At 57.6% G+C, this 25,105-nt stretch carries 17 protein-coding genes and 5 pseudogenes; 12 read left to right on the top strand and 10 right to left on the bottom strand.

The window, feature by feature from the left end; translation table 11 throughout:
• Window positions 1-63 precede the first annotated feature (63 nt).
• From DH08_RS12970 to DH08_RS35810, 3 genes and pseudogenes are all read right to left on the bottom strand, one after another.
• Window positions 64-1,273, bottom strand: a pseudogene (locus DH08_RS12970) (IS1380 family transposase); the annotation flags it as partial.
• A 143-nt stretch (window positions 1,274-1,416) separates the two neighbouring features.
• The gene (locus DH08_RS12965) at window positions 1,417-3,528 is read right to left on the bottom strand and encodes an acetate--CoA ligase family protein (protein ID WP_192179675.1); all 2,112 of its coding nucleotides are present in this window, start codon (window positions 3,526-3,528) and stop codon (window positions 1,417-1,419) included.
• Window positions 3,529-3,741: 213 nt separating this feature from the next.
• Window positions 3,742-4,062, bottom strand: coding sequence for a hypothetical protein (locus tag DH08_RS35810; RefSeq protein WP_210328714.1), 321 nt, complete (start codon window positions 4,060-4,062; stop codon window positions 3,742-3,744).
• Between the two features lie 430 nt (window positions 4,063-4,492).
• Here DH08_RS35810 and DH08_RS12960 point away from each other — a divergent pair, with 430 nt between their 5' ends.
• On the top strand, window positions 4,493-6,082 hold the full coding sequence (locus DH08_RS12960; protein ID WP_192179674.1) for an ABC transporter substrate-binding protein: 1,590 nt from the start codon (window positions 4,493-4,495) through the stop codon (window positions 6,080-6,082).
• A 209-nt stretch (window positions 6,083-6,291) separates the two neighbouring features.
• Window positions 6,292-7,746: an amidase gene (locus DH08_RS12955; protein ID WP_192179673.1), complete on the top strand. Its 1,455-nt coding sequence runs from the start codon at window positions 6,292-6,294 to the stop codon at window positions 7,744-7,746.
• Between the two features lie 51 nt (window positions 7,747-7,797).
• Here DH08_RS12955 and DH08_RS12950 read toward each other — a convergent pair.
• Window positions 7,798-8,211 (bottom strand): annotated as a pseudogene (locus DH08_RS12950) (VirB4 family type IV secretion/conjugal transfer ATPase); the annotation flags it as partial.
• A gap of 1 nt (window position 8,212) precedes the next feature.
• On the opposite strand from DH08_RS12950, the pseudogene DH08_RS37365 reads away from it, so the two are divergent.
• The 4 genes and pseudogenes from DH08_RS37365 to DH08_RS12935 all read left to right on the top strand — a co-directional run.
• Window positions 8,213-8,450 (top strand): annotated as a pseudogene (locus DH08_RS37365) (hypothetical protein); the annotation flags it as partial.
• Between the two features lie 250 nt (window positions 8,451-8,700).
• Window positions 8,701-10,383: an ABC transporter substrate-binding protein gene (locus DH08_RS12945; protein ID WP_246800810.1), complete on the top strand. Its 1,683-nt coding sequence runs from the start codon at window positions 8,701-8,703 to the stop codon at window positions 10,381-10,383.
• Between the two features lie 18 nt (window positions 10,384-10,401).
• Window positions 10,402-11,358, top strand: coding sequence for an ABC transporter permease (locus DH08_RS12940; RefSeq protein WP_192179672.1), 957 nt, complete (start codon window positions 10,402-10,404; stop codon window positions 11,356-11,358).
• A gap of 123 nt (window positions 11,359-11,481) precedes the next feature.
• A complete protein-coding gene (locus DH08_RS12935) occupies window positions 11,482-12,249 on the top strand; it encodes an ABC transporter permease (protein ID WP_345892381.1) in 768 nt (255 codons plus the stop codon).
• A gap of 254 nt (window positions 12,250-12,503) precedes the next feature.
• Here the strand turns inward: DH08_RS12935 and betB are convergent, their stop codons facing one another.
• The 5 genes and pseudogenes from betB to DH08_RS12915 all read right to left on the bottom strand — a co-directional run bounded on the left by betB (window position 12,504) and on the right by DH08_RS12915 (window position 16,269).
• Window positions 12,504-13,958: a betaine-aldehyde dehydrogenase gene (gene betB / locus DH08_RS12930; RefSeq protein ID WP_345892380.1), complete on the bottom strand. Its 1,455-nt coding sequence runs from the start codon at window positions 13,956-13,958 to the stop codon at window positions 12,504-12,506.
• A 167-nt stretch (window positions 13,959-14,125) separates the two neighbouring features.
• Window positions 14,126-14,494, bottom strand: a pseudogene (locus DH08_RS36845) (enolase C-terminal domain-like protein); the annotation flags it as partial.
• A gap of 73 nt (window positions 14,495-14,567) precedes the next feature.
• Window positions 14,568-15,203, bottom strand: a pseudogene (locus DH08_RS37360) (mandelate racemase/muconate lactonizing enzyme family protein); the annotation flags it as partial.
• A gap of 29 nt (window positions 15,204-15,232) precedes the next feature.
• Entirely contained in the window at window positions 15,233-15,430 is a 198-nt protein-coding gene (locus DH08_RS35805) for a hypothetical protein (protein WP_210328712.1), read from the bottom strand.
• The gene (locus tag DH08_RS12915; RefSeq protein WP_192179669.1) at window positions 15,427-16,269 is read right to left on the bottom strand and encodes an enoyl-CoA hydratase/isomerase family protein; all 843 of its coding nucleotides are present in this window, start codon (window positions 16,267-16,269) and stop codon (window positions 15,427-15,429) included. Before DH08_RS12915 ends, DH08_RS35805 begins: the two co-directional genes overlap by 4 nt.
• Window positions 16,270-16,523: 254 nt before the next feature.
• Here DH08_RS12915 and DH08_RS12910 point away from each other — a divergent pair, with 254 nt between their 5' ends.
• From DH08_RS12910 to DH08_RS12900, 3 genes are read left to right on the top strand one after another with little or no spacing between them, the layout of a single operon-like run.
• Window positions 16,524-17,468, top strand: coding sequence for a dihydrodipicolinate synthase family protein (locus DH08_RS12910; protein WP_192179668.1), 945 nt, complete (start codon window positions 16,524-16,526; stop codon window positions 17,466-17,468).
• Window positions 17,446-18,972, top strand: a complete 1,527-nt coding sequence (locus DH08_RS12905) for an aldehyde dehydrogenase (RefSeq protein WP_192179667.1) — start codon at window positions 17,446-17,448, stop codon at window positions 18,970-18,972. The genes DH08_RS12910 and DH08_RS12905 overlap by 23 nt, the downstream gene beginning before the upstream one ends.
• Window positions 18,973-18,985: 13 nt before the next feature.
• Window positions 18,986-20,308 (top strand): NAD(P)/FAD-dependent oxidoreductase, encoded by a 1,323-nt coding sequence (locus DH08_RS12900; RefSeq protein WP_192179666.1) that lies wholly within the window; start codon window positions 18,986-18,988, stop codon window positions 20,306-20,308.
• Window positions 20,309-20,310: 2 nt separating this feature from the next.
• On the opposite strand, the gene DH08_RS12895 is transcribed toward DH08_RS12900, so the two are convergent.
• Complete coding sequence (locus DH08_RS12895) at window positions 20,311-21,222, bottom strand: LysR substrate-binding domain-containing protein (RefSeq protein WP_192179665.1); 912 nt, start codon at window positions 21,220-21,222, stop codon at window positions 20,311-20,313.
• Between the two features lie 160 nt (window positions 21,223-21,382).
• On the opposite strand from DH08_RS12895, the gene DH08_RS12890 reads away from it, so the two are divergent.
• The 3 genes from DH08_RS12890 to DH08_RS12880 are packed head-to-tail and all read left to right on the top strand — an operon-like array spanning window position 21,383 to window position 25,100.
• Entirely contained in the window at window positions 21,383-22,933 is a 1,551-nt protein-coding gene (locus DH08_RS12890; protein WP_192179664.1) for a trimethylamine methyltransferase family protein, read from the top strand.
• An 8-nt stretch (window positions 22,934-22,941) separates the two neighbouring features.
• The gene (locus DH08_RS12885; RefSeq protein ID WP_192179663.1) at window positions 22,942-24,054 is read left to right on the top strand and encodes a mandelate racemase/muconate lactonizing enzyme family protein; all 1,113 of its coding nucleotides are present in this window, start codon (window positions 22,942-22,944) and stop codon (window positions 24,052-24,054) included.
• Window positions 24,054-25,100, top strand: coding sequence for a GlxA family transcriptional regulator (locus DH08_RS12880; RefSeq protein WP_192179662.1), 1,047 nt, complete (start codon window positions 24,054-24,056; stop codon window positions 25,098-25,100). Before DH08_RS12885 ends, DH08_RS12880 begins: the two co-directional genes overlap by 1 nt.
• Window positions 25,101-25,105 lie beyond the last annotated feature (5 nt).

The raw sequence follows: 25,105 nt of genomic DNA, 5'->3' as shown, positions 1-25,105 counted from the left end.
CCCGGCATATCGTCGATGGGGATCGTCCAAGACCTCGCGCAATACCCCGGATCGACCGACCGGCCGCGCCGTGTCGAATTGGGCGACGGCCAAGCTCGAGCGCTTGGGCATCGCGGCACGCAGGCCCCACATCATCCAGTAGGCGCCGGCATGCAGAAACAGCCGGAACTGGTTGGCCGTCGCTCTTGTGCAAAAGGTTCGGTCGGGCGGCGAGATGGGTCTTCCAAGACTTGATGTGGTTCTCGGCCGCGCCGCGCCGGCAGTAGAGATCCGCGTAGAGCGCCTTGGCTTTCCCGCCTGCAAGATTGGTGACGACGAAGCGGGTGTCGGCTCCCTGGTCGCCGACTTCGACGCGGGCGATGATGCGCTCGACGCGGCTCAAGCTGGCGGCCCGTCAACGAACTCCTTGAACCTGCGGACCTTGCCCGTCTTCGATGACGTTTCAAGGCGCGCCAGCGTGCTGGCTTCCAGATCCGCAACATGCGTGCGCAGGGTCGTGGTGGGCGCCACGCCGAGGATGAAGTCGACGTCATTAGCGCGGCACCAGTCGATCACTGGCAGACTGCAATAGTGGCTGTCGGCCCGGATCAGGATCCGGGTATTCGGCAAGTTGCTGCGGATCGCCCGCACCAGGCGGCGCAGGTGGGGGCGGATTTCTGCCCCACTCGGCCGCTTGGCCGGCCGCAAAACCGCACCGACGAAGCAGCCATCGCCATCGAATACCACGATCGGCTGGAAGCCGTACTCGCCGTGATGGGCATTGAACAGGCGAAGCTGCTGGCTGCCATGCACCGCATCAAAAGTGTCGTCGATGTCGAGCACGATCCGCTTCGGCACCTGCCGGAAGGAGGTTGCAGTAAAGGTCGACCATCGCCCGGCCCATGGCGACCAGCGCCCGCACGCCGGGCAGATTCTCCAGCCGGCACATCGTCGATTGCGACGCCAGATCCCGACCCGACGGTAGTGCATCCTGGGCCATCTTGAAGATCGGATCGCAACGCAGCCGGTTGGCGTCGTTGCCATCCTCATGTCCGGCGGCGATCATCTTCATGCGAAAGCCGATCATGTCCGCCAGGCTGTGGACGACCTGGTCCGGGCAGCGCGGATCGTCAATGCAGCGCGCCAGACGCTCGGCCACACGCAGACGCCTTTCCACTTCGGCCAGAGCCAGAACGCCACTGTTGGACGACAGCATGCCGCCGTCGAAACGGGCGACCACGGACTTGCCGCCAACAGATGACAAACCGCTCAGCGGCAGCGTAAGATCATTCATGGCGGGTGTGGTCTCCGGGAAATGATTCGGATCGGAGTTAGCAACCAAATCCTACGTCATTTCAATGGCTTGTGCCACATCCGCCAACGCCTCATGAATTGTTCAGGTTAGCACGACCGACGTGTGGACTGGTACTCCCGCTGTCATCCGGCAAGTCGCATGACAGCATCGACGGCTACTGCTCCTTGCCCCTGCTGACATACGATCAGCGGGTTGATTTCAGCTTCAATGAAGCTTTCCTGGTTCGCGATCGCGAACCTGGCGAAATTCTGGATGGCGTCGATCGCCGCCTCAACATCGCCCTTTGGTCGACCGCGCCAACCGTCGAGTAGTTGAAAGAGCTTCAGGCCACGCAACGCATCAGCAATCGTGCTGCGCGAGGCTGGCAAGAGGACCGTCGCCGTGTCGCGCAAGAGTTCGGCTTCTGTGCCGCCCATCCCAATTGTGAGAGCTAGGCCAATAGCATCCGCGTAGCGTATCCCGACGAGTAGCTCCCCTACCCCGTTCGTCACCATCTCTTCCACTAGGAATTTTCGAACCGAAAGCTCCGGTGCGGAATGTTTCAATTTTTCCGCCATTTCGCGCACGGCTTGCCACGCGTCGTTAGGCCCCGTCAGGCGTAGCACTACCGCTCCTATCTCGCTCTTGTGCGCTAGCTCGTGGCTGAGTGCTTTGACCACCACAGGAAATGCAAGCTCATTCAGATTAGCGGTCGGGTCAGGCCCGACGACGATGCCGCGCGGCACGGATATTCCAGCTTTCTCTAATTCAAATTTGGCAGCCGCCTCATCTAAAGGGCTTCCTTTCGCTAGTTCTCGTTGGCTAGGTAAAAGGATTTCCTCGTCAGGCCGTTGAGCAAGTTCATTTGCGAGATCATAAAAACGGATCGCATTTGCGACCGCACGTATCCCGTCCTCAATGCCGCTCAACGGCGCAACGCCAGCAGCCAACATCTGGTCTCTGGCGGCAGCGGGCAAAGGCTCAGGCAGAGTGTTGACGAAGGCAGCAGGCATACCCCGTTCAGAGGCTGCTTGAGCGAACGCCTTAGTAGTCGTCATCCAGCTTTCCAGATCGGCGCCACCCACAGGTGGAAAACACATTACCTGGACGGCCACGTCACGTTCATCGGATAGGTAGGCTCTGTAAATGCTGAGCTGCAGATCGAATGGTGCGCTGTGCGCGGAAGAGATGTCGAGCGGATTTGTTGGGTGAACGAAAAGCGGCAAGTGCTTTGTCAGTTCTGCAGCTGCTTCCGATGACGGCGCCGGCAGGTCAAGCCCATTGGCCTCGGCAATGTCAGAGCCGAGAACGGCATACGAGCCGGAACTCGTCGCAAATGCTGTCCGCCGACCTTGCGGCCGTGGTGTGCATAGCAAGACCTTCAACGTTTCCAGAGCCTCGGTCGGCGTGCGCACTTCGACGAATCCGAGCCGGCGAAAAAGGGCCGACGTAACAACTTCGTCCCCTGCAAGTGAGGCAGTGTGCGATTGTGTGGCCCGGCGCCCGGCGCCCGTACGTCCGCCTTTGATGACGACCACGGGAATACCCTTACGCGCAGCCTTTAAGCCCGCATTAGCGAGCGCGACCGCGTCAGCGACACCCTCGATGTAGAGATTGAGGGCCCGAACGCGATCATCATCAAGCACGACATCCATAATGTCTGCGACCGTGACCATCGCCTGATTGCCCAGCCCAAAAGAATAGGCCATAGGCAGCGCCCGGTCGGAGCAGCCCATATCGGCAAGATAAGCGCCACCGTTGCTGATGACGGCAACACCGCCATCCGTGCCATGGTCGCCGAAATGATCCATCATGAATACGGATCGATCTGCGAAGTTAGCAACCCCTGGGCAATTTGGCCCGATCACCGGCATGTCCCCGGCAGCCTGGATGAGGTCGACCTGGAAACGTTGGCCACCTTGCATTTCAGAGAAGCCGGACGTGTTAATAATTGCGCCCGCCACGCCGATCTGCGATAGCTCTCGAACTAGATCAATTACATTTTCCCGAGGCACCGCCACATAAGCCACGTCCGGCGTCTCTGGCAAACCGGCTACACTGGAGAAGCAAGGCAGGCCACCCAGTTCGCTGCGGCGCGGATTGACAGCATACATACGGCCCTCGAAGCCGCGGGCATGGCAATACTCGATTGCAGGAACCATTGAGACCCCGCCAAGAAATACCGCGCTTCGCGGCGTCAGCATGCGCTTGAGACGCTCGCGGCGGCCGATTTGCCCTGTTGTTTGGTGGTACAATCGAAAGCTCCTGCTGAGATCGAAGCTGGGTGCCAGCTATTCAATGGATTGCATATACGCGGGATGTCCAACTGGGAATCGTAATTAAAGTCATTTGGCAGATGACTTTTTTGCGCTATTCTCGAGCCTGTCCCTCTTTGTGGTAACGACGTTCTTGTTGACGCACCGCGGTTACCTACCCCGGCCGACCGCTACCGTGACGCGTGTAACCGATTATTTGGGCAACTCCTCGTCGTGGGACCAGGCGCGAACTGCCGCGATGATGGCATCGAAACTATCGCCCGCCGGCTTGCTCATGTGGCGGGCGCGTAAGAACGCATGGACGAGCAGCGGCTCATGCCGCAATCGGGCGGCCCCCCGCCTGCCGACAATCGAGGCCTCCGAGCATGAAAACGCCGCCATGCACATATGGAAGCCCTGGCAATAGGTCTGCCGCCGAAGGCCGATATAGTTGGATCGCCACGGGTCCACTGCTCCGCTGATCGTCCGATTTCGGACTTCATTCCGGCTCGCCGCCAGCGAAAGTGCATGCAAAGTTTCTCATAGAACGCGCGTTGCTCCACAATCGAGAAGCTACCGCGTTGGGCGGGTAGGCGCATCGCTCTCCGCTATGCAACGGCGAATACGTTCATCCACTGACCCCGCATACTTTCGCATTCATCGCACCCATCGCGTGTCAGGCTAATGATTTGTCTCTGCCAACTCCAGTATCTGACTTCGTTATCTGTAGGACATGGGGCGCAAACTCGAAATAAAGTCATTCGCCAGATGACTTTTTTGCGCGACTCCTGTGCCGGTCGGTCATGCTAGCGTGAATTTGAACCGGCTGCGGGAGTGATTTCGTCGACAGGCGACCGGTTGCCCGATTGCAAGCTATGTTGGTGCTTATCGCGCCATGTGCTTTCGCCGGCGCTAAAACGAAGACCGACGTCACCGAGAATGACGTTCACAGAGGAGGACTACAATGGTCAAGGGGTATGGTTTTTCGCCGCTGCGTTCGGCCGTAAGCCGCAGGCGCTTTCTACAATCCGCAGCGGCAGTCGGGGCTATGGCCATCGGATCCTCAGGCGGAATTCTGCCATCGCTGGCTGAAGTTGCCACCCCAAAGAAGGGCGGGCACTTCAGAATCGGCGTTGGCTCCGGGTCTACATCCGACTCGCTCGATCCTGCTACGTATATAGATTCGTTCATGTATATCCTCGGTCATAGCCTCCATAGCTATCTCACCGAGTTGGACCCCGACGGCAATCTCGTCGGTGAGCTTGCCGAATCCTGGGAACCCTCGAAAGATGCTAAGACCTGGACTTTCAAGCTCCGGAAGGGCGTCGAATTCCACAACGGCAAGAACTTGGATGCCGACGACGTGATCGCCTCAATCAACCACCACCGTGGCGAGGAATCCAAATCCGGAGCAAAAGACATTGTCAAAGCTGTCGAGGAAATCGGCTCCGATGGCTCGGGAACCGTTGTTATCTCGCTAAAAGAAGCCAACGTAGATTTCCCCTACCTCCTGGAGCATTATCAGCTTCCTATGATGCCGGCCAAGGATGGGAAACCTGATCTTTCTGGAGTGGGCTGCGGTGGCTATGTGCTCGACAACATTGATTTCGGCGTGAAGGCCGCTTCCAAACGGTTTGCGAACTATTGGAAGCCGAATGCGGCATGGTTCGAGTCCTTCGAGGTCCTAGCGATTCATGATGTCGCTGCGCGAACGAACGCTCTGACGACCGGCCAGATTCACGCAATGGACAAATGCGACCTGAAGACCATACATCTCTTGGAGCGAAATAAGAGCCTGGAGATCACGTCGGTCAGCGGCACCCAACATTACCAGTTTCCGATGCTGGTCGATGTTGCGCCATTCGACAACGTGGACGTGCGCTTGGCCCTCAAATATGCACTCAACCGGAAGCAACTGCTGGATACACTGCTTCGCGGCTATGGACAGCTCGGCAACGACCATCCAATTGCCGCCACGAATCGCTTCTTCGCCAAGAACCTGCCCCAACGCGAGCAGGACCTGGACAAGGCGCGTTTCCATCTCAAGAAGGCCGGGCTGGCGAACCTGAAGGTGAAGTTGTCCGCCTCCGATGCTGCGTACACCGGCGCGGTTGACGCCGCAGTGCTCTATCAGCAGGACGCCGCCAAGGCAGGGATCACCATTGAAGTTGTCCGCGAACCCGCGGACGGATATTATGACAGCGTCTGGATGAAGAAGCCTTGGTGCGCTAACTATTGGGGCGGCAGGCCAACTGCGGACTGGATGTTCTCCGCAGCCTACGCGGCTAGGGCTTCTTGGAATGATACCCACTGGAACAACGCTCGCTTCAACGAACTCTTGATAACTGCAAGGGGCGAACTCGACGACGCGAAACGGCTCGAGATGTACACTGAGATGCAGAGCCTATGCAGAGACGACGGCGGCGCCGTCATTCCCGTCTTCGCGAACTACATCAACGCGCTATCGACAAAAGTCGGCCATAACAAGATCGGGTCGAATTGGGATTTGGACAGTTTCCGCTGCGCGGAGCGCTGGTGGCTAACGGACGCGTAGGGAATTGTCGTTTCGCCAATGAATTAGATAGCAAAGATTATCGGTCAGCGCGTCGCCTTAGGCGCGCTGACGTTGTGGATCGTCTCGCTCATCATTTTCGCCGGGGTTCAACTCCTTCCCCGGCCGTCTCCCCGTGAGACCAAGTTCACGATCGAGTCAATGATCGACCCGTTACCGCAGACAATGCGGAGAGAATAAAGGAGCGCTAAATGAGACTGAGCGAATACGCAGAGTACGATGCCACCGGCTTGGCGTCTCTCGTCAGGGCTGGCGAAGTGACGCCTGTGGAACTGACGCGCCTGGCCCGCCAAGCGCACGATGAGGTCAATCCCCTCATCAACGCGATCATCGAGTTTTACGAAGATGCTGAGACCGTTGCCGGTGCGGACGCCGGCCCGTTCAACGGCGTGCCATTCCTTCGGAAGGATACAGAAGCTTCTGAAGCGGGACGTCTTCAGGAAAATGGAAGCCGCCTGTACAAGGGCTATTGCTCTGACACTGACAGCTTCTTTTTTCGTCGCGCCCGAGATGCCGGACTCCGCACTATCGGAAGAACTGCACTACCGGAGTTTGGACAGGGATTGAGCGAATCAACTCTCAATGGCATCATCAGCAATCCATGGAATTTGGAGCGCTCCGCAGGGGGCTCATCCGCGGGAGCCGCGGCGGCGGTTGCTGCGGGCATTGTTCCGATTGCACATGGCAGCGACGGCGGCGGGTCAATTCGCTTCCCGGCATCCTGGTGTGGCCTTGTCGGGCTGAACCCGTCCCGTGGACGCATCTCTGGGGGACCGAACAACCAGGACAGATGGCTTGGCCTCTCCCGAACCTTTGTCCTATGTCGTACCGTGCGCGATATGGCAGCCGCGCTGGACGTCTTTTCCGGTCCTCATCCCGGCGATCCATTTATTATCGTCCAGCCGAAACGACCTTATGTTGAGGAGCTGTCTCAGCCCAGTGGCACTCTGCGGGTCGGGGTCGCTCGGACGACATGGGGCACGCTCGATCCTGAACCGGAAGTCCTGCAAGCGGTCGAGTTGGTGGCCTCACTTCTGGAGGAAATGGGCCATGTGCTGATGGACATCGCGCCGCCATTTGAGGCAGAAGAGTTGACGAAGATAATGCTCGGCGTGTCAGATCTCGGCGCGAGTTCGCTCGAAAGTGCAGCGCGGGCCATGGGCCGCACTATCAGCGCGGACACTTTGGAGCCGGTCAATCTCAAGCTCTACGAACGGGGCCGGGAGCAACCTTTATCAGTTTCGGAAGATCTAAATGAAACGATCCGGAAAGTGCGACTTCGCGTCGGCGAAGCGATTGATAGCTATGATGTTTTGCTGACGCCTACAGCGCCGATAGTGGCCCTGCGGAATCGCGGGAATTATTGGACGGAGAGCAAATATTCTCTGGGTAACCCGACGATCTCCGCAGAACAGTATATGCAAGCTGGTTACGAGCTTGGTGAGTACACGGGCGTATTCAATATTACTGGACAACCTGCCGTATCCCTGCCTTTAGCACAAACTGCCGATGGGCTACCGATAGGAATTCAGATCGCCGGCCGCTTTGGCGACGAGGCCACACTCGTCCGTCTCGCACGCGATCTGGAGGAAGCGATGCCCTGGGCAACGCGGCGGCCGCGGGTCTTTGCCGGAAGCGCTGAATAGGGCGTGCCTGCGAGGAACCGCTTCGGGTCGCGTACGGGCCGTGATGACATACTCAGCGATCGCATCCTCGGTTTCGGCCACCTCGCCATCGCGTCCTGGTCGATCGAGCGTGATTGCGTCTGCAACAGCTGGTCGAAGAAGGGCCTGACCTTCTACGGCCACTTCTTGTGTGTGTGCGCTCCAGCCAGGCGCGCGCCTCCTGATCGTCGAGGAGGATGAAACGCGACGACACCGAAGATGAGCGGCATAAATCGAGGGAGTTGAGAATCCCAGACCACCTCGCGGCCGGAAAGCCGTCCATCCCGACCACGGCGAGATGGCGAGACATCAGGTGTCGACCATCGGCGTGAGACCGTGGCTGAACTCGGTGGTCGCCAACCAATCGAGATAATACATCGGAATCTCGGGCAGGCGCACGGGATGGTGCTCGCCCGTGATGCAAAGGCGGACAAACTGGAAGAGTTTCAATTTCGAGAGCCGCCACGCGCTTATCCTTACCTGGCGGCCGCTGGAGATGCGGCGCTCGGTCCCTGCGATACGTCTATTCGGACAACGAGAGCCGATCGGCCCGCTGCCGACACAGTGCTTTGCCAGCGTCCAGACCTCGATCCGCGAGGTCGAGCAATATCTCGGCAATGTGCTTTCGATCGCGCCGGACGGTCACGCAGTCGGTGGAGGAGCGGGGCGGTTTGCGGATCGCCCGCTAGGACCAATGTCACGATCGGCCCGAACCCAGGTCGAGCACGTGCCTCCGCGCTGGCGTTCCGATGACGGCACCACCAACGGCGAGCTGGTTATCCCCAGGAAGCAAGGCTGGAAATCCGAATTAAAGTCATTCGGCAGATGACTTTTTTGCGCGACTCCCGAGCCCCTCGCTCATGCTAGCCTAAGCTCTGAACCGGCTGAGGGCGGGGAGCTTCGTGAGATTGTCGACGACAACGACCGGTTGCCCGAATGAAGGTGAGGGTCATCGCGCAGCCACTTTTTTGGGGGGTTCAAAATGGAGCGGACAATCGCCAAGAAGAAAATCAAGAGAGGAAAACTGCAATGAACAAATGGGGTGAAATACAAGTATTGAATTCGACCGTAGACCGGAGGCGATTTCTCAAATCTGCAGCGGCTGTCGGCGCGCTGGCGGTCGGCTCGGCCAATGGCGTTCTTCCGTCGTTCGCTCAAGATGCGACGCCGAAGAAAGGTGGTCATTTCAAGATCGGCGTTGGCTCCGGCTCCACCTCCGATTCACTTGACCCGGCCACATACTTAGAAACCTTTATGTACATATTCGCCCGCAGCCTGCATGGCTATCTCGCCGAGGTGGATGCGGACGGCAATCTAATCGGAGAACTTGCAGAATCCTGGGAACCCTCGAAAGATGCTAAGACCTGGACTTTCAAGCTCCGGAAGGGCGTCGAATTCCACAACGGCAAGAACTTGGATGCCGACGACGTGATCGCCTCAATCAACCACCATCGTGGCGAGGAATCCAAGTCCGGAGCAAAAGATGATTTCAAAGCTGTCGAGGAAATCCGCTCCGATGGCTCGGGAACCGTTGTTATCTCGCTAAAAGAAGCCAACGTAGATTTCCCCTACCTCCTGGAAGACTATCAGCTCGCGATCATGCCGGCCAAGGATGGGAAACCTGACCTTTCTGGGGTCGGTTGCGGTGGGTATGTTCTCGATGGCATCGACTTCGGCGTAAAGGCTACATCCAAACGGTTTGCGAACTATTGGAAGCCGAATGCGGCATGGTTCGAGTCCTTCGATGTCCTAGCGATACATGATGTCGCTGCGCGAACGAACGCTCTGACGACCGGCCAGATCCACGCAATGGACAAGTGCGACTTGAAGACCATACATCTCTTGGAACGAAATAAGAGCCTGGAGATCACGTCGGTCCGCGGCACCCAACATTACCAGTTTCCGATGCTGGTCGATGTCTCGCCATTCGACATCGTGGATGTGCGTCTGGCACTTAAATATGCACTCAACCGGAAGCAGCTGCTGGATACACTGCTTCGCGGCTATGGACAGCTCGGCAACGACCATCCAATTGCCGCCACGAATCGCTTCTTCGCCAAGAACCTGCCCCAACGCGAGCAGGATCTGGACAAGGCGCGTTTCCATCTCAAGAAGGCCGGGCTGGCGAACTTGAAGCTGAAGTTGTCCGCCTCCGATGCTGCGTACACCGGCGCGGTCGACGCCGCAGTGCTCTATCAGCAGGACGCTGCTAAGGCAGGGATCACCATTGAAGTTGTCCGCGAACCCGCGGACGGATATTATGACAGCGTCTGGATGAAGAAGCCTTGGTGCACAAACTACTGGGTCGGTCGACCTAAAGCGGATTTGATGTTCTCTCAAGTCTATGCTGCTGGAGCAGCCTGGAACGATACGCATTGGAAGAACCCCCGCTTCAACGAACTACTGATAGCTGCAAGGGGCGAACTCGATGACGCCAAACGGCTCGAGATGTACACTGAGATGCAGAGCCTATGCAGAGACGACGGCGGCGCTGTCATTCCCGTCTTCGCGAACTACATCAACGCGATGTCGGGAAAAGTCGGCCATAACAAGATCGGGTCTAATTGGGATCTGGACAGTTTCCGCTGCGCGGAGCGCTGGTGGTTCACAGATGTATAGGGAGTCGCCGTTCAACCAATGACTTCAATAGCAAAGATCATCGGTCAGCGTGTCGCCTTAGGCGCGCTGACCCTATGGATCGTGTCACTCATCATTTTCGCCGGGGTTCAACTCCTTCCTGGCGATGTCGCCACTGAACTACTTGGGCAGTCGGCGACGCCCGAGGCCGTTGCAGCGCTCCGCAAGAGCCTCGGACTCGATATGCCGGTCTACCTGCGCTACCTCGACTGGCTCGGGTCGATACTGCGCGGGAACTTTGGGACGGCGCTCGCCAGCGGCAGGGACATAGCTGAACTCATTAGGCCGCGGCTTTTTAATACTTTGGTCCTCGCCGTGAGTGCTGCAGTGATTTCGGTTCCTCTGGCTCTACTTGGGGGGATCGTGGCCGCGGTCTACAGGAACACGTTCATTGATCGTGCAATAAATGTAGTTACACTTGCTTCTATTTCATTCCCTGAGTTTTTCGTCGCTTACATCCTTATCTTGATCCTCGCTGTTCATGTTGCCGTCTTTCCTAGCCTCTCCGACGTCGATTCTAGCACGAGCTTCCTTGGACGTCTGACTGCCATCGCCCTGCCAGCGCTCACCCTTGCGGTGGTGGTGCTGGCCCATATGATGAGGATGACAAGAACCTCAATCGTCAATCTGCTGGGCAATCAGTATATCGAGACAGCGCGACTCAAAGGTCTCCCGGAGTGGCGCGTCCTTGTCAGACATGCGTTGCCTAATGCACTGGCGCCGATCGCTACTGTCGTGGTCCTCAACCTTGCATATCTCATTACCGGCGTCGTGGTCGTTGAGGTCGTATTCGTTTATCCGGGACTTGGGCAGCTCATTGTCGATTCGGTGCAGAAGAGAGACGTTCCGGTTGTCCAGGCCTGCAGTCTTATATTCGCGTCAACGTATGTTCTACTCAATCTAATGGCCGACGTACTATCGATAATCATGAATCCGCGCCTGATGCATCCGAAGTAACAACACCTTCAATCGACGGCCGTTGAGCTAACCCCCATGACAATGCTGCACCCACCGAGGATCATTAAGACTGGAGCGAGTAAATTCGTTTCAGCACCGCTAAGCGCAAAGTTCGGAATCGCAGTGATCACACTCTATGTGCTGACAGCCCTTCTTGCTCCGCACTTGGCTCCTTACGGTGAAGCCGAAATTGTCGGGACGCAATTCGAACCATGGAGCGCTCGCTTTTGGCTCGGCACCGACAATCTCGGGCGCGACATGTTCACCCGGCTCGTGTTCGGAGCTCGCAACACGATCGGGATCGCGTTGATGACAACGATCTTCGCGTTTTCCATTGGCGCTTCGGCCGGATTGACTGCCGCCACCTTCGGAGGGTGGACGGACCAGATCCTCTCACGCCTCATCGATGTTTTGATGTCGATACCTCAACTAATTTTCGCGCTACTCCTTCTGTCTATCTTTGGCACCTCGATTCCAACGCTCATAATTGTCATTGCCGTTCTGGATTCAACTAGCGTTTTTCGGCTCACGCGGGCCGTAGGGGTCAACGCCGCCGCTTCGGACTACGTCGAAGTGGCGAGGCTCCGCGGTGAAGGACCGATCTGGATAATGACCCGAGAGATCCTACCGAACATTGCTCCGACCCTCATAGCTGAGTTCGGCCTGCGGTTTTGTTTTGTGTTCCTGCTTATCAGCGGTCTCTCCTTTCTCGGCCTCGGCATTCAGCCCCCAACCGCCGATTGGGGTTCTATGGTTCGTGATACTGCCACTTTGATTGTCTATGGTGATGTCACGCCACTGCTGCCGGCTGGTGCGATTGCGCTGCTCGCAGTTGGCATCAATATGGTCGTGGATTGGTTTCTGCACTCGGCAAGTGGGCTGAAGGATTAGGCGGCAGCATTTCCGTGCCGCCAGAGGCTACCAATCTGGCAGCAGGCGCGCTCCGGTCCGGATCTCGGCGGTCGTAGCCCTCAACGCCGCTGTGGTTTTGTAACGAGCTCCCGCTAGATCCGCGCAGCTGTCATCGAACCGCCATCGCGATCCGCCAGGCGATTTCTCTTTGGTGACGGACAATCGGTCAGCGGTGACGGACGCCTGGCAGCGCGCTTGACTGACGAACGGCAGAAATCGCGCCAGCTTTCGCGCTAGTAAGGAGCCCGCAGATCGTTCATTGAGACGTACACGGTCTTCATCTCACTGAAGTGGTTGATCGCCAACTTAGAGTTTTCGCGGCCGACTCCAGACTGCTTTGAACCGCCGAAGGGCGCTTCGGCCGGCGCAAGATTGTATGTGTTGATATAGCAGGTGCCGGCCTCAAAATCTTTGGCCACGCGGTGGGCGCGCGAAAGATCCTTGGTGAACACGCCTGCAGCCAGCCCGAACTCGGTAGCGTTAGCCCGTGCCAGCACTTCCTCCTCCGTGTCGAAATCCATAACCGACATAACCGGACCGAAAATCTCTTCCCGTGCTATTGCCATCCCATCTGCTACGTCAGCGAAGACCGTCGGCTCGAGGTAGAAACCTGGTCGATCCAGTTGGCGCCCCCCATAGGCGAGCCGCGCCCCTTCCTCAATCCCTTTGGCAATATAGGCCTTCACGATTTCCATCTGGCGTTCGCTCACCATAGGTCCCAAGTTCACTTCCGGATCCATGGGATCGCCGATTTTCGCCGTGGCAAGCCTTGCCGAAAGCCGATCGAGGAACGCGGTCTTAATCCCTCGTTGCACGAACACACGAGTGCCATTTGAGCAAATCTGCCCCGATGAGTAGAAGTTTCCTATGATGGCGCCACTTACTGCGTTGTCGAGATCAGCATCGTCGAAAATAATCAAAGGCGACTTACCGCCAAGTTCCATAGTCACATGTTTCATCCCCTCTGCTGCAGCCGCGTACACCTTGCGACCGGTGGGGACCGACCCTGTCAATGACACTTTCGCCACGCGGCGATCGGATACAAGTGCTGCCCCCACATCGCCATAGCCCTGTACGACGTTGAAGATGCCCTTCGGAGCGCCAGCTTCCATTAGCGCCTCGGCGAGCTTCAGTGCCGAGAGCGGTGTCGTTTCGGATGGTTTGAATACCATCACGTTGCCGCAGGTCAGCGCGGGTGCCGCTTTGAAACAGGCGATCTGAATGGGGTAATTCCAGGCGCCTATACCAACGCAAACGCCAAGCGGCTCTCGTATCGTGTAGGCAAAGTCCCCATTGGCGAGCGGAATATACTCGCCAGTCAGGCTGCCGGCGAGCCCGCCGAAATACTCCAGCGCGTCGGCGCCGGCGGACGCATCTGCTACCGTGGTTTCCTGAATAGGCTTGCCGGTGTCGTGGGTCTCAAGCACCGATAGATCATAGTTGCGGGCGCGCAAGATTTCGGCGGCACGACGCAGGACGCGTCCTCGCTCGGTTCCGGTCATAGCAGCCCAATTCTTCCGAGCGGCCGTTGCTGATTGCAGCGCCCTTTCAACAACGGCAGGCGTCGCGGCCCGAAGTCGAGCGATCGTCTCACCCGTGGCTGGGTAGATAACATCGATCGGCTGGCCCGCTGTGCTCTCGACATATTCGCCGTCAATAAAATGGCTTGCCTTTGGCTGGAACCTCACTTTGAAACTCCTTCTCATCCCTGCTCTCTCATGGGGAAGCAGATATCCTCAACGGGCCACCGGTCGAAACCAGGTTTCTCTTGATCAACGACGACGATGCAGGCTCGCAATGCTAGCGTCCGTTCCTCACATCGAGCTTCGCGGCTAGTTTAGATCGATCCCGCGCGTCAGGCGTGGGACGCTTCGATGACGGCTACCGGATCCTTTAGAATTGCCTCATTAACCTCAACACCCAGGCCAGGACCGCAATCGTCCGGAAGCCGGATCTCGCCAGCAATCACCGGCAATGGGTTTTTTACCACCGGCAATTCATCGCCGACATAGTTGTAGAGTCCAAATACCAGGTTGCGCGGCAGAGTGTGCGCCATGTGAGTGACGCACGCCAAAAGAATCCCTGCGCCGTGAAAATCCTCGATGCGCACGGGAACTCCAAGTATTTTTGCCAAACCCATCGCCTGCCGCGTTGCCTCTATTCCCCCAACGCACGAGGTTTTCAGCGAGGCGACGTCTAGTACGCCGTCTTGAACCGCCCTCGAGAAAGCGACGAGGACTGTCGAGTACTTCGTCCAGCATTATCGGAATCCCAGTTCGCCTGGCGACAGTTCGACATTCCTCGTAGCTCTCGCAGGGATTTTCGCTCATGAGAGAAAGATGCCGGACAGCCGAGATGATGCGGATTGCGTCATCGACAAGCCATCCACGGTTTGGATCGTACCAGACACGCTCGTGGGGCAACGCCATCTCCTGCACCATGCGGATCGTCGCTATATCCCGATGGGCTTCGCCACCTCCCACCTTGATCTGAAATCGCGCATAGCCCTTGGCCCGTTCTGCTTCGAAAGAAGCGAGCGTCTGCTCGCGCGTGCCAATACGGACGACGGACAGAACCGGAAGGCTCTGAGCTACCCGACCGCCCCAAAGATCCACTAGAGGAATGCCGTGCGCCTTGGCCGCCAATTCCAACGGGGCCATTTCCAAGCCGGTTTTGGCATTTCCATGGCCCCGGAGGGCCACGGAGATATCGTGAAGGATCGCCGCAGTTTGCCGCGGATCGCGGCCCAGCACGACTGGCGAGACATGGACGATACCCTCCCGCGCGCCGGCGGAAAGCTCCGGAAGATAGAAGGGCGGAGCCGACGAGACCTCCCCCCAGCCTACTAGACCGCTGTCCGTCTCGATTTTGACGACCAAGTCGTCCAAGGCGGGATCGATGAACTGGCTCGCAACATACCGCGTCAGGTTCATGCCCACATGCACTGGCACTGAGTAGAGCGTTATTCGGTTGATTGCGCATTAGGCACTCTTTTGTCAGTTTTCGGCACACGGCGCGGATGTTGGTCGCGAGCGGCCTCGCGGTGTATCCTCGAAGCCACGTCGAATCCGGTGTCACTCCAGCGCAGCACCTCGTTGACGATCAAGGTCTTGCCGACCATGTCGGCGGCGACTGCCCGAGCTCCGGCTTCATTCGTCAATCGAGTCCTTGATATCGGGCTTGCGCGTGGTCCAATGCTGCTCTCAAGCCCTTTTCAATTGTCATCTTGGTTAACTCGACGTACTCGGGAAGCGGCTGTGCGCCCATGATTGCTACCTGCTCGAGGTAGAAGTCAGTCGCGCTCTTCAGACCTTGCATTTCGTAAACGCGATTGAGATACATCTTGTGCATCCGTTGCATTTCGCGCGGCATTCGCGCCATGAGCGTGGCCTTTCGGCGGGTGGCTTCGTGAAGGTCCTCTGGCGCCACAACCTCGGTGACCAGTCCCATCTCCTTGGCTTCTTTTGCCGACACTTCACGTCCTGTGAGCAGAATGTCCTTTGCGCTCTTCATGTTCACGAGCCAGGGCATAAACATGCAATGACCGGACAGGGCGTAGCGAACTTCGCTATAGCCCATCTTGGTATCCGAAGTGACGATGGTGACGTCGCAGAAGAGAGACAGCTCAAATCCCTTGCCGATCGCATACTTATGGACGGAAGCAATAACCGGCTTGCTGACGGTCCAAGGGGTCGTGAATTGCTCAAACTGACGAATGTACTTCATGCGATAATCATAAATGGAAGAGCGATCATCGGCCGTATCTTCATCGAGATCGTGGCCTGAGCAGAATCCGCGGCCGGCGCCGCGAATAACCATCACATTCACATTTTCATCTTGGTCAGCACGAAGAAGCCCAGCCCGGAGCTCAGCGATGAGACGCTCATTCATGGCGTTGATTTTCTCTGGCCGATTCAAAGTCAGCCAGCAGACGTGTTCCGCATCCACCTCATACAGGAGGTGCTCATACTCGGTGGTCTCAGGGGTAATTAGGTCCATCAAACTCTTCCTTCGGCGGTTAACTACTGGACAGCGGACTATCTCGAGCTCAGCGGCCCCAGCCCGACACCGGCAAGCCTACTTCATGTCGTATCCAAAGTCGCAGCTGCAGAGGTTCGAAGGTCAGCGATAGCATCACTCCTCAGGATTGGGAGAGCGCAAAAAAGTAATCTGCCTAGTGATTTTGTTTCGGATGTCTACCGCTGCTTCCTCGCATATAGAATTCAGAGCAAAGCCGAATTGGAGCCAGGCGCATGTCCTTCGAAGGCGTCATACCACCGGTCACCACGCCCCTTCACGCGGACGGGTCGATAGACCGCGACGGTTTTTGCACCATGCTCGAACACCTAGTGTCATCTGGGGTTCATGCAATCATCGTGGGCGGAACGACGGGCGAGTATTATTCACAAACCCGCGATGAGCGCGTGGGATTGCTCAAGCTCGCAAGAACGATCGTCAATGGGCGTCTTCCTCTGATCGCCGGCATTGGTGCAATCCGAACCGAAGATTGCATCGAATACGGGCTGTTGGCTCGCGACTTGAAATACGATGGCATCCTCATCGGATCGCCCTACTACGCCGTGCCCACCCAACTCGAGTTGGCCAACCACGCACTGTCCATCGACAAAGCCGTCAATTTGCCTGTCATGCTCTACAACTATCCCGGCCGGACCGGCACAATGATGGATTTCGAGTTCCTCGACAGGGTTGGCCGCAGTACCAATTTCTGCGCCATCAAAGAATCCAGCGGCAGCATGAACCAGCTCCATGCGCTAGCCCGGGACTACCCGCACATCGATCTGTTCTGCGGCATGGATGATCAAGCGCTGGAGTTCTTCGCATGGGGTGCCAAAGGTTGGGTTTGCGGCGCAGGCAATTGTCTGCCCGAGGAGCATCTTGCTCTCTACAATGCCTGCGTCATTGAAAACGATTACGTAAAAGGCCGGCAGATCATGTCGGCGCTGTTACCCCTCATGCGGGTGCTGGAGCAGGGCGGCAAGTTTGTTCAGAGCATCAAGTATGGTTGCGAGCTGGCAGGCCTGCCAGCCGGACCCGTTCGTCGGCCGATGCGCGACCTCGATGAGTCCCAGAAGCGTGAACTGGAAGTCACCATTCGGACCTTGAAAGCAGTGATCGCATCGATCGTGGGCAAACCCCAGAAGAAGGTTTCTGAGAATGTCATCGCTATTAACGCGTGAGGAATACAACAACCTGGCAAAAAGCCTGCCGCTGCCCACGAACGCCGTTATTGATGGTAAGGCGCGCGCCGCGCAATCCGGCGAGACTTTTGAGACCATCAATCCAGCAACTGGGCAGGTGATCGCCAAGATCGCTTCATGCGGCAAAGCCGATGTCGACCTAGCCGTGGAAAAAGCGCGCTTGGCGTTTGAGCGCGGCATCTGGTCGAGAGCGCATCCGAGCGAGCGCAAGCGCGTTATGCGGCGTCTGGTCAAACTACTGGAGCATAACATCCACGAGCTGGCCGTCCTTGAGGCGCTCGAAAGCGGGAAGCCTATTTTTGACGTGGAGACCATCGATATCCCGGAAGCTCTCCATTGCCTCGAATGGCACGCCGAAGCGACCGACAAGCTCTACGGCCAGACATCGCCGTCCGGCGATGACGTGGTCTCGATGATCGTTCGTCAGCCGCTTGGCGTCGTCGCCTGCGTGCTGCCATGGAACTTCCCAATTTTGATGCTGGCCTGGAAAATCGGACCAGCGCTTGCCACCGGGAACTCAGTTATTATCAAACCCGCGGAGCAGACCAACATGTCTACCCTGCGCGTTGCGGAGCTCGCTCTCGAAGCCGGCATCCCGGCAGGAGTGCTGCAAGTTGTGCCAGGGCCTGGTGAAATTACCGGCCGAGAGCTTGGTATGCATGCCGACATCGATATGGTCGCTTTTACAGGCTCCACCGACGTCGGACGAAAATTCCTGGAATATTCGGCAAGATCTAACCTGAAGCGCGTTGTACTGGAGTGCGGCGGCAAGAACCCTTGCATAGTCCTGGACGACGCCGAACACATCGACGTGGTCGCGCAACATGTGACCCAAGCGGCGTTTTGGAATATGGGAGAGAATTGCTCGTCCACGTCGCGAGTAATCGTGCACGAGAAGATCAAGGCTAAGTTGGTCGAGACCATTCTCCACAAGCTCCACGAATGGCCACTGGGAGATCCGCTGGATCCGGCAAACCGACTAGGCGCAATCGTGTCGAAAGAGCAGTTCGACCGTATCATGGGTTATATCAAGAAAGGTCGCACAGAAGGAGCCAAGGTCGTGGTGGGTGGCAGTGCTCACAAGCAGGGCAAAGGTTTCTTCATCGAGCCCACCATTTTCGATGACGTAAGGCCGGAAATGACGATCGCCCGCGAGGAGATTTTCGGGCCTGTTCTTTCAATCATCACGGTCGCTAACGCCGACGAGGCGGTGCGGGTCGCCAACGATACCGAGTATGGGCTCGCCGCCTCGATCTTTACCGCTAACATCGGCAAGGCGCATCGAATTGCACGGGATATTCGGGCGGGAACCGTTACGATCAACTGCTATGGGGAAGGAGACATCACGACGCCGTTCGGCGGGTTTAAGCTCTCTGGCTTCGGCGGTCGCGACAAGTCTTTGCATGCCCACGACCAGTATACCGAGCTCAAGACCATCTGGGCGGACATCTCCGATCCCAAGATCTCACGTTCCGTAGACTAACGGGGAATTTCTGATGAGTGTCCATCAGGCTGTCCGCACGCCAGCGGACATGGCCATACCGGGCTGGTATGCTGTTTTGCCGCCTCCCAAGGCGCCTGAGGTGCTGCGCGGCCGCTACATGGCTGACTGGGTCATTGTCGGGGCCGGCTTCGCCGGCCTCGCGGCCGCGCGGCGCCTCTCACAATTGGTACCGAACGACCGTATTGCTGTCGTCGACGCCCAGCGGATCGGCTGGGGTGCAGCGGGACGAAATTCGGGCTTTATGATCGACCTGCCTCACGAGTTGGGCGGCGAAAACTACGGCGGCAGCCGGGAACACGATGTAAAGCAGATCCAAATGAATCGCGCGGCGATCGATTTTTCCGGCTCAGCAGCCGAGGAATACGGTCTCCACCCCTATTTCGTCAGAGCCGGTAAGATCCACGGAGCAGCGACAGATCATGGCCTTCGATCGCTCCGCGAATTCGAAAGCCACCTTGTCGGGCTTGCGGAGGATTTCGGAAGTCTCGATGCGACAGACATGAAGCGCATCACGGGGACCGATTTCTTCGTCGGTGGCACATTTACGCCGGGCGCGGTGATGGCCCAACCCGCCGGCTTCATTCGGGGGCTGGCTACCGGACTGGCCGAACGTGTTAAGATTTTCGAAAACTCCCCCGTGACCGAGCTTCGCACCGGCAAGGAGCATCATGTCCAAACGGCGGAGGGCGAAATCGTCGCGCCGCGCCTGATCCTCACGGTAAATGGGCATCTGGAGAGTTTTGGGTTCTACAAGCAACGTCTTCTTCACGTGTTCACCTACGCCAGCATGACACGGACGCTCTCGGACCGAGAACAACGGGCGCTGGGTGGTGAGCCGAGCTGGGGACTCATTCCGGCCGACCCGATGGGGTCGACAATCAGACGGGTGGGCGATCGCATCGTCGTGCGTAACACATTCACCTACAATCCCTCGATGACGACGAGCGAGGACCAGGTGCGCCAGACCGGGCATACACATGATCGGTCTTTCATAGCGCGTTTCCCAATGCTGAAGGGCGTCGCGATGGAACATCGCTGGGGCGGTCACTTGTGCCTGTCGCTAAACTCGGCGCCGGCGTTCGGTGAGATCGAGGATCGGGTGTATGTGGCTGGATGCTGCAACGGCCTGGGTACGGTCAAGGGCACGCTCTACGGAATGCTGGCCGCCGACTTGGCGGTCGGGACAGGAGAGCCAATGGTCGCAGAGGCTCTGCAGGAACCGCCGCCAAATAAGCTTTATCCAATGCCGTTGATGGCAATCGGCGCACCCTTGCAACTTTGGGCCATGCAGAGGCGTGCCGGGCGCGAGCTATAGCATTAAGCTTCGCGCTCCTTGGCAGCGATCTGCCTTAACCATTCTCGAAGCAGCTCAGCAGCAGGCGACAGTGTTCGATTGTCGTTCCAGGTTAGATAATATCCCCCGGGAGCAGGCAGTTCGAGGTCGGTAATCCTGACCAATTTGCCCTCTTCTACCAGCGGTAGCACCAGCCGGTGCCAACCCACAGCGACTCCCTGGTTGGCCTGAGCGGCCTGCAAGGCCACGGAAAATTTGCCGAACCTACGGCCGCGAGGAGTCCCATGTGGAATTCCTGCGCGCCGGAATACCTCGTCCCACCCGGTCCAATCCGGATCTACCCAGTTGACGTGTAGGAGGGGAAGTTCGGGCAGCGATTCCGCTGTGGCATCCCGGTGCTCCTGCGCAAATCCGGGCCCGCACACAGGATAGATCACATCACCAAACAGCAATTCGCTGTTTTCGTCCGGCCATGAACCGAAGCCATATCGGATTCGCAACTCGACTTCAGCGCGCCTGTAGTCGCGCGTATTGTCGGAAATCAGGTGGTCGACCGCGATCTCGGGATTACGATTCCAGAAACCCGGCATCCGCGGTATCAGCCACATCGATGCAATGCCATCTGAGCAGGCAATTGTAACGTTCTTCGCGCGATCACCGCGCTTGATCATTCTGACAATCTCGGACGCCCTGGAAAAACCGCTTGCCAGGACGGCATAGAGATCCTCGCCAGCGCTGGTGAGCATGACCCCGGTTCCAAGCCGCACGAAGAGAGGAACCCCAATCTCGTCCTCAATAGCTTTAATCTGCCGGCTGACGGCCCCCGGCGTCACATTGAGCTCGGAAGCCGCAAGCTTGAACGAAAGATGCCTTGCAGAAGCCTCGAACACTGCAAGGGCGGTCAGGGACGGGAGATCATAGTAACGACGAACCATAGAACATTCAACCAAACTGACCGCCCCGAAATCCGGACAGCACTTTAGTCAACACCGGGGTGAGACTTTTGCATTAGGTCAAATCCCTAGGATTAAGCAATAGTCGCGCTGAGGGCGCTCACTCAATGCCCTGCTTTTCCTTAGTATTTTGGAGACCAGCATGACTGCTGAAGCGAGGGCTTCGCGAAGAGGCGGCCGGGAAGCGCGGCGAACAATTCGCACCGCGCCCAACGTCGAAATGCTGCCAACGCTCAAACGCGGATTGCCCGTGGTTGAACCAATGGATGCGGAGCAAGTCGAGCGAATGCATGAAGCGTCGCTGGCCATCTTGGAAGAGGTCGGCGTGGTGTTCCGGGATCCGATCGCGCTAGAAGATTGGCGTCGGGCAGGCGCAGACGTTCGCGGCGAACGGGTCTATCTAGACCGCGGCTTGGTCATGGAGCTTATCAAGACCATTCCGCCAGAGATCGAGTATTTTGCGCGCGATCCCTCCAAAAACGTCGAATTGGGAGGTCCGAAGTCGATCTTCGTACCGATGACCGGCGCTCCTTATATGCGCGATCTTGACGATGTTCGGCGTGGTCCAACGATTGCCGATCTCGGCACGTTCCACAAACTCGCCCATATGATGCCCGCGCTGCATTCCTCAGCACACCACATCGTCGAGCCGATGGACATTGTGGTGGCGCACAGGCATTTGCACATCACGTATTCGTCCATGAGGTATTCCGACAAGACGTTCATGGGCATGACCACGTCGCCGAAAAACGCCGAAGACGCTCTCGACATGTGCGATATCCTGTTCGGACCGGGCTTCCTGGAAACCCATGCGGTCACCACCGGCAACTGCAACGGCAATTCGCCGCTGGTGTGGGACCAAGTGATGCTTGGCGCCATGCGAGCCTTCTGCCGGCGTAACCAGCCGGTGCTTTGCTCGCCCTTCGTACTCGGCGGCGCCAATACACCGGCGTCCACCGCTGCCGCAGTCGCCCAGCTCAACGCGGAAGCTCTTTCGGCCCTTGCTTATACCCAGGTTGTGCGCAAAGGCTGCCCGGCGATCTACGGTCATTATCTGTCAACGGTATCGATGCAGTCTGGGGCACCGATGGCGGGAACTCCCGAGATCTCGTTGATGAACTTCATGATCGGGCAGATGGCCCGACGATACAATATTCCGTGGCGCACTTCTAACTTGCTGGGCGGCGCGAAAGTCTTCGACGCTCAGTCCGGCTACGAAAGCGCCATGACGATGATGGCCGTGCTGATGTCGGGGGCCAACTATATCTGGCATTCGGCAGGCTGGAACGAAGCCGGGATGCATTGCTCAATCGCCAAGTTCGTCGTCGACGCGGAGGTCTGTGATATGGGCTACCGCATGACCCAGGGCATCCAGTGGGATGATTTCGACGAAGCTCTGGCAGCGATTCGTGATGTTGGACCTGGCGGCCACTACCTTGGCCACCCGCACACCCAGGCCAACTTTGAACGCGCATTTTTCATACCAAAGCTGTTCGATAACAACTCGATTGAGCAGTGGAAAGCCGATGGCTCGAAGGACATAAAGCAGCGCGCCCTCGAACACGCCAGACATCTTTTGGGAGAATATCAGGAGCCCAAGCTGGACCAGGCTAAGGATGAAGAACTGCAAGCATACATCGAACGCCGCTCGCGCGAGATTCCAGCGGTCGACGCGCTAAATGACGAATATTAAGGCCTGCCATGCGGATAGAGACCATTAACGTTTATAAATGCTTGCTTCCGGTGAAGGGCGGTAGCAGCTACCGAATGGCGAGCGGCAGCGTACAACAGCTTGACAGCACTCTGCTTGAAATCGCGACCGACAACGGCTTCAAGGGTTGGGGAGAGACCTGCCCGATTGGTCCGGTTTATCAACCCCATCATACGCTTGGCGCCCGCGCAGCAATTGCTGAGATCGCCCTCGGCTTGATTGGCCAACAGGTGTCCTCAATCCGCCATCTCTTAAAGACGATGGACGAACGGTTGAACGGCCACGGCTATGCCAAGGCAGCTTTCGACATTGCACTGCTGGATCTGCTCGGCCAGCGTCTCGGGGTGCCAGTCTCGACTCTGCTCGGCGGCGCGCTCACGGATCGAGTACCTTCGTACTACTCTACCATCGTTGGCACTCCTGAAGAAACCGCTCGCATCGCTGCGGACAAGGTCAAATCAGGATATCCGCGCCTGCAGATTAAGATTGGCGGGCGCGATCTCGAACAGGATGCCGCAACTGTCCATAAGGTTTGGGAGGCCGTCGGGTACAGAGCGAGAATTGCGGTCGACGGCAACCGCGGCCTGACCATAGCCGCCGCCATCCACCTCGATCGACTTTGCCAGTCCGTTCCCTTCGTGTTCGAACAGCCGTGCAACACTATGGAAGAGGTCGCGAGTCTCAAAGGCAGGCTTACGCATCCTGTATATCTCGATGAAAACACAGAAGATTTGAACGCTGTCCTTCGCGCTATTTCCTCGGGCATCGCTGATGGGTTTGGGTTGAAAGTCACGCGTCTTGGGGGCCTCACGAAGATGACCACCGTGCGAGACATGTGTGCGATCCGATCTCTTCCGCACACTTGCGATGACGCCTGGGGCGGCGATGTTATTGCAGCAGCTTGCGTCCATCTCGCCTCGACAGTCGAGCCGCGGCGGTTTGAAGGCACATGGATTGCCCAGGAGTACATCGATGGGCACTATGACCCCGAAAACCCAATAGTGATACGAAATGGGCATATTTCCGTGCCCCAGCGGCCCGGGCTCGGTGTTCAGCCCGAGGCGAAGACGTTGGGTGAACCGATTGCAAGATACGGGCGCTGATGAACGCTCCGGCTACAATCCAGGCGATGAAGCCTACAGAGCGGCCGAATGATCTGTCGCTCGATCAACCGGTTTACATCGCCGTTCTGGTACTGCCAGGTTTCTCGCACCTGGCGCTTCACGCTTATCTCGAGCCGTTTCGGATAGCGAATGTGCTAGCGAAGGCCTCTTTGTTTCGGTGGCAAATTGCAGGACTAGACAACAAGGCAGTTTACGGTGCGAACAACATCGCAATTTCTGTCGACATAACCGCTGAGGCCTTGAGCGCTACCAATGCGCACCTCAACCAGCTCGTAATTATCGCGGGCGAGCAGGTTGAACGGCAGCATACGCCACAGTTACACGGGTTCCTAAGATGCATGGCAAGGCGGGGCATTTTCATATCGGCACTGGGCACGGCCACGTGGCTTCTGGCCGAAACTGGCTTGCTGGCCGATATTCCTTGCACAATCCATTGGTCGAGACTCGCAGCTTTTTCCGAGGTGTTCCGTAGGCCGCGCATTCGGGAAACGCTTTTCGTGAAGGATGGGCAGTATTCCACTTGTGCGGGCGAACTGGCGGCCTTCGACCTGGCAGTCGACTTCATTGCGAGCCAAGCCGGCGGAACGGTCGCACAAGAAGTATGCCGCCATGCAATTGTTGACGGACAACGCTCCGGTTCAAATCGCCAGACTGCCCCATCGGGACTGTCGTACGCAAACGTCAGCGAAAAGCTTGTTGCCGCCGTTCAGACCATGGAAGCAAACCTTGATAACCCGCTCTCGATGGATGTGGTGGCGAAGCGCGCCGGTCTCTCAAGGCGCCAACTCGAACGACTTTTTCTCACACACCTTGGCCTCTCGCCAGCCAAGCATTATCTGAAAATGAGACTCGACCACGCCAAAAGGCTAATCGAGGGCACACGAATGCCATTGATCGACGTTGCAATTGCGTGCGGCTTCATTTCCTCATCGCATTTCTCGAAATGTTTTAAGGTCATTTATGCGAAAACTCCGCAGCAATGCCGTTTGGAGGTGCCAGCCTGGGTAGGACCGGGTCTAGGCTAATGGCC

It is taken from the genome of Mesorhizobium amorphae (genome assembly GCF_014843845.1).
GTDB lineage: Bacteria > Pseudomonadota > Alphaproteobacteria > Rhizobiales > Rhizobiaceae > Mesorhizobium > Mesorhizobium amorphae_A.
The sequence above is the reverse complement of the archived record's forward strand: the minus strand, read 5'-3'. Positions and strand labels throughout refer to the sequence as shown.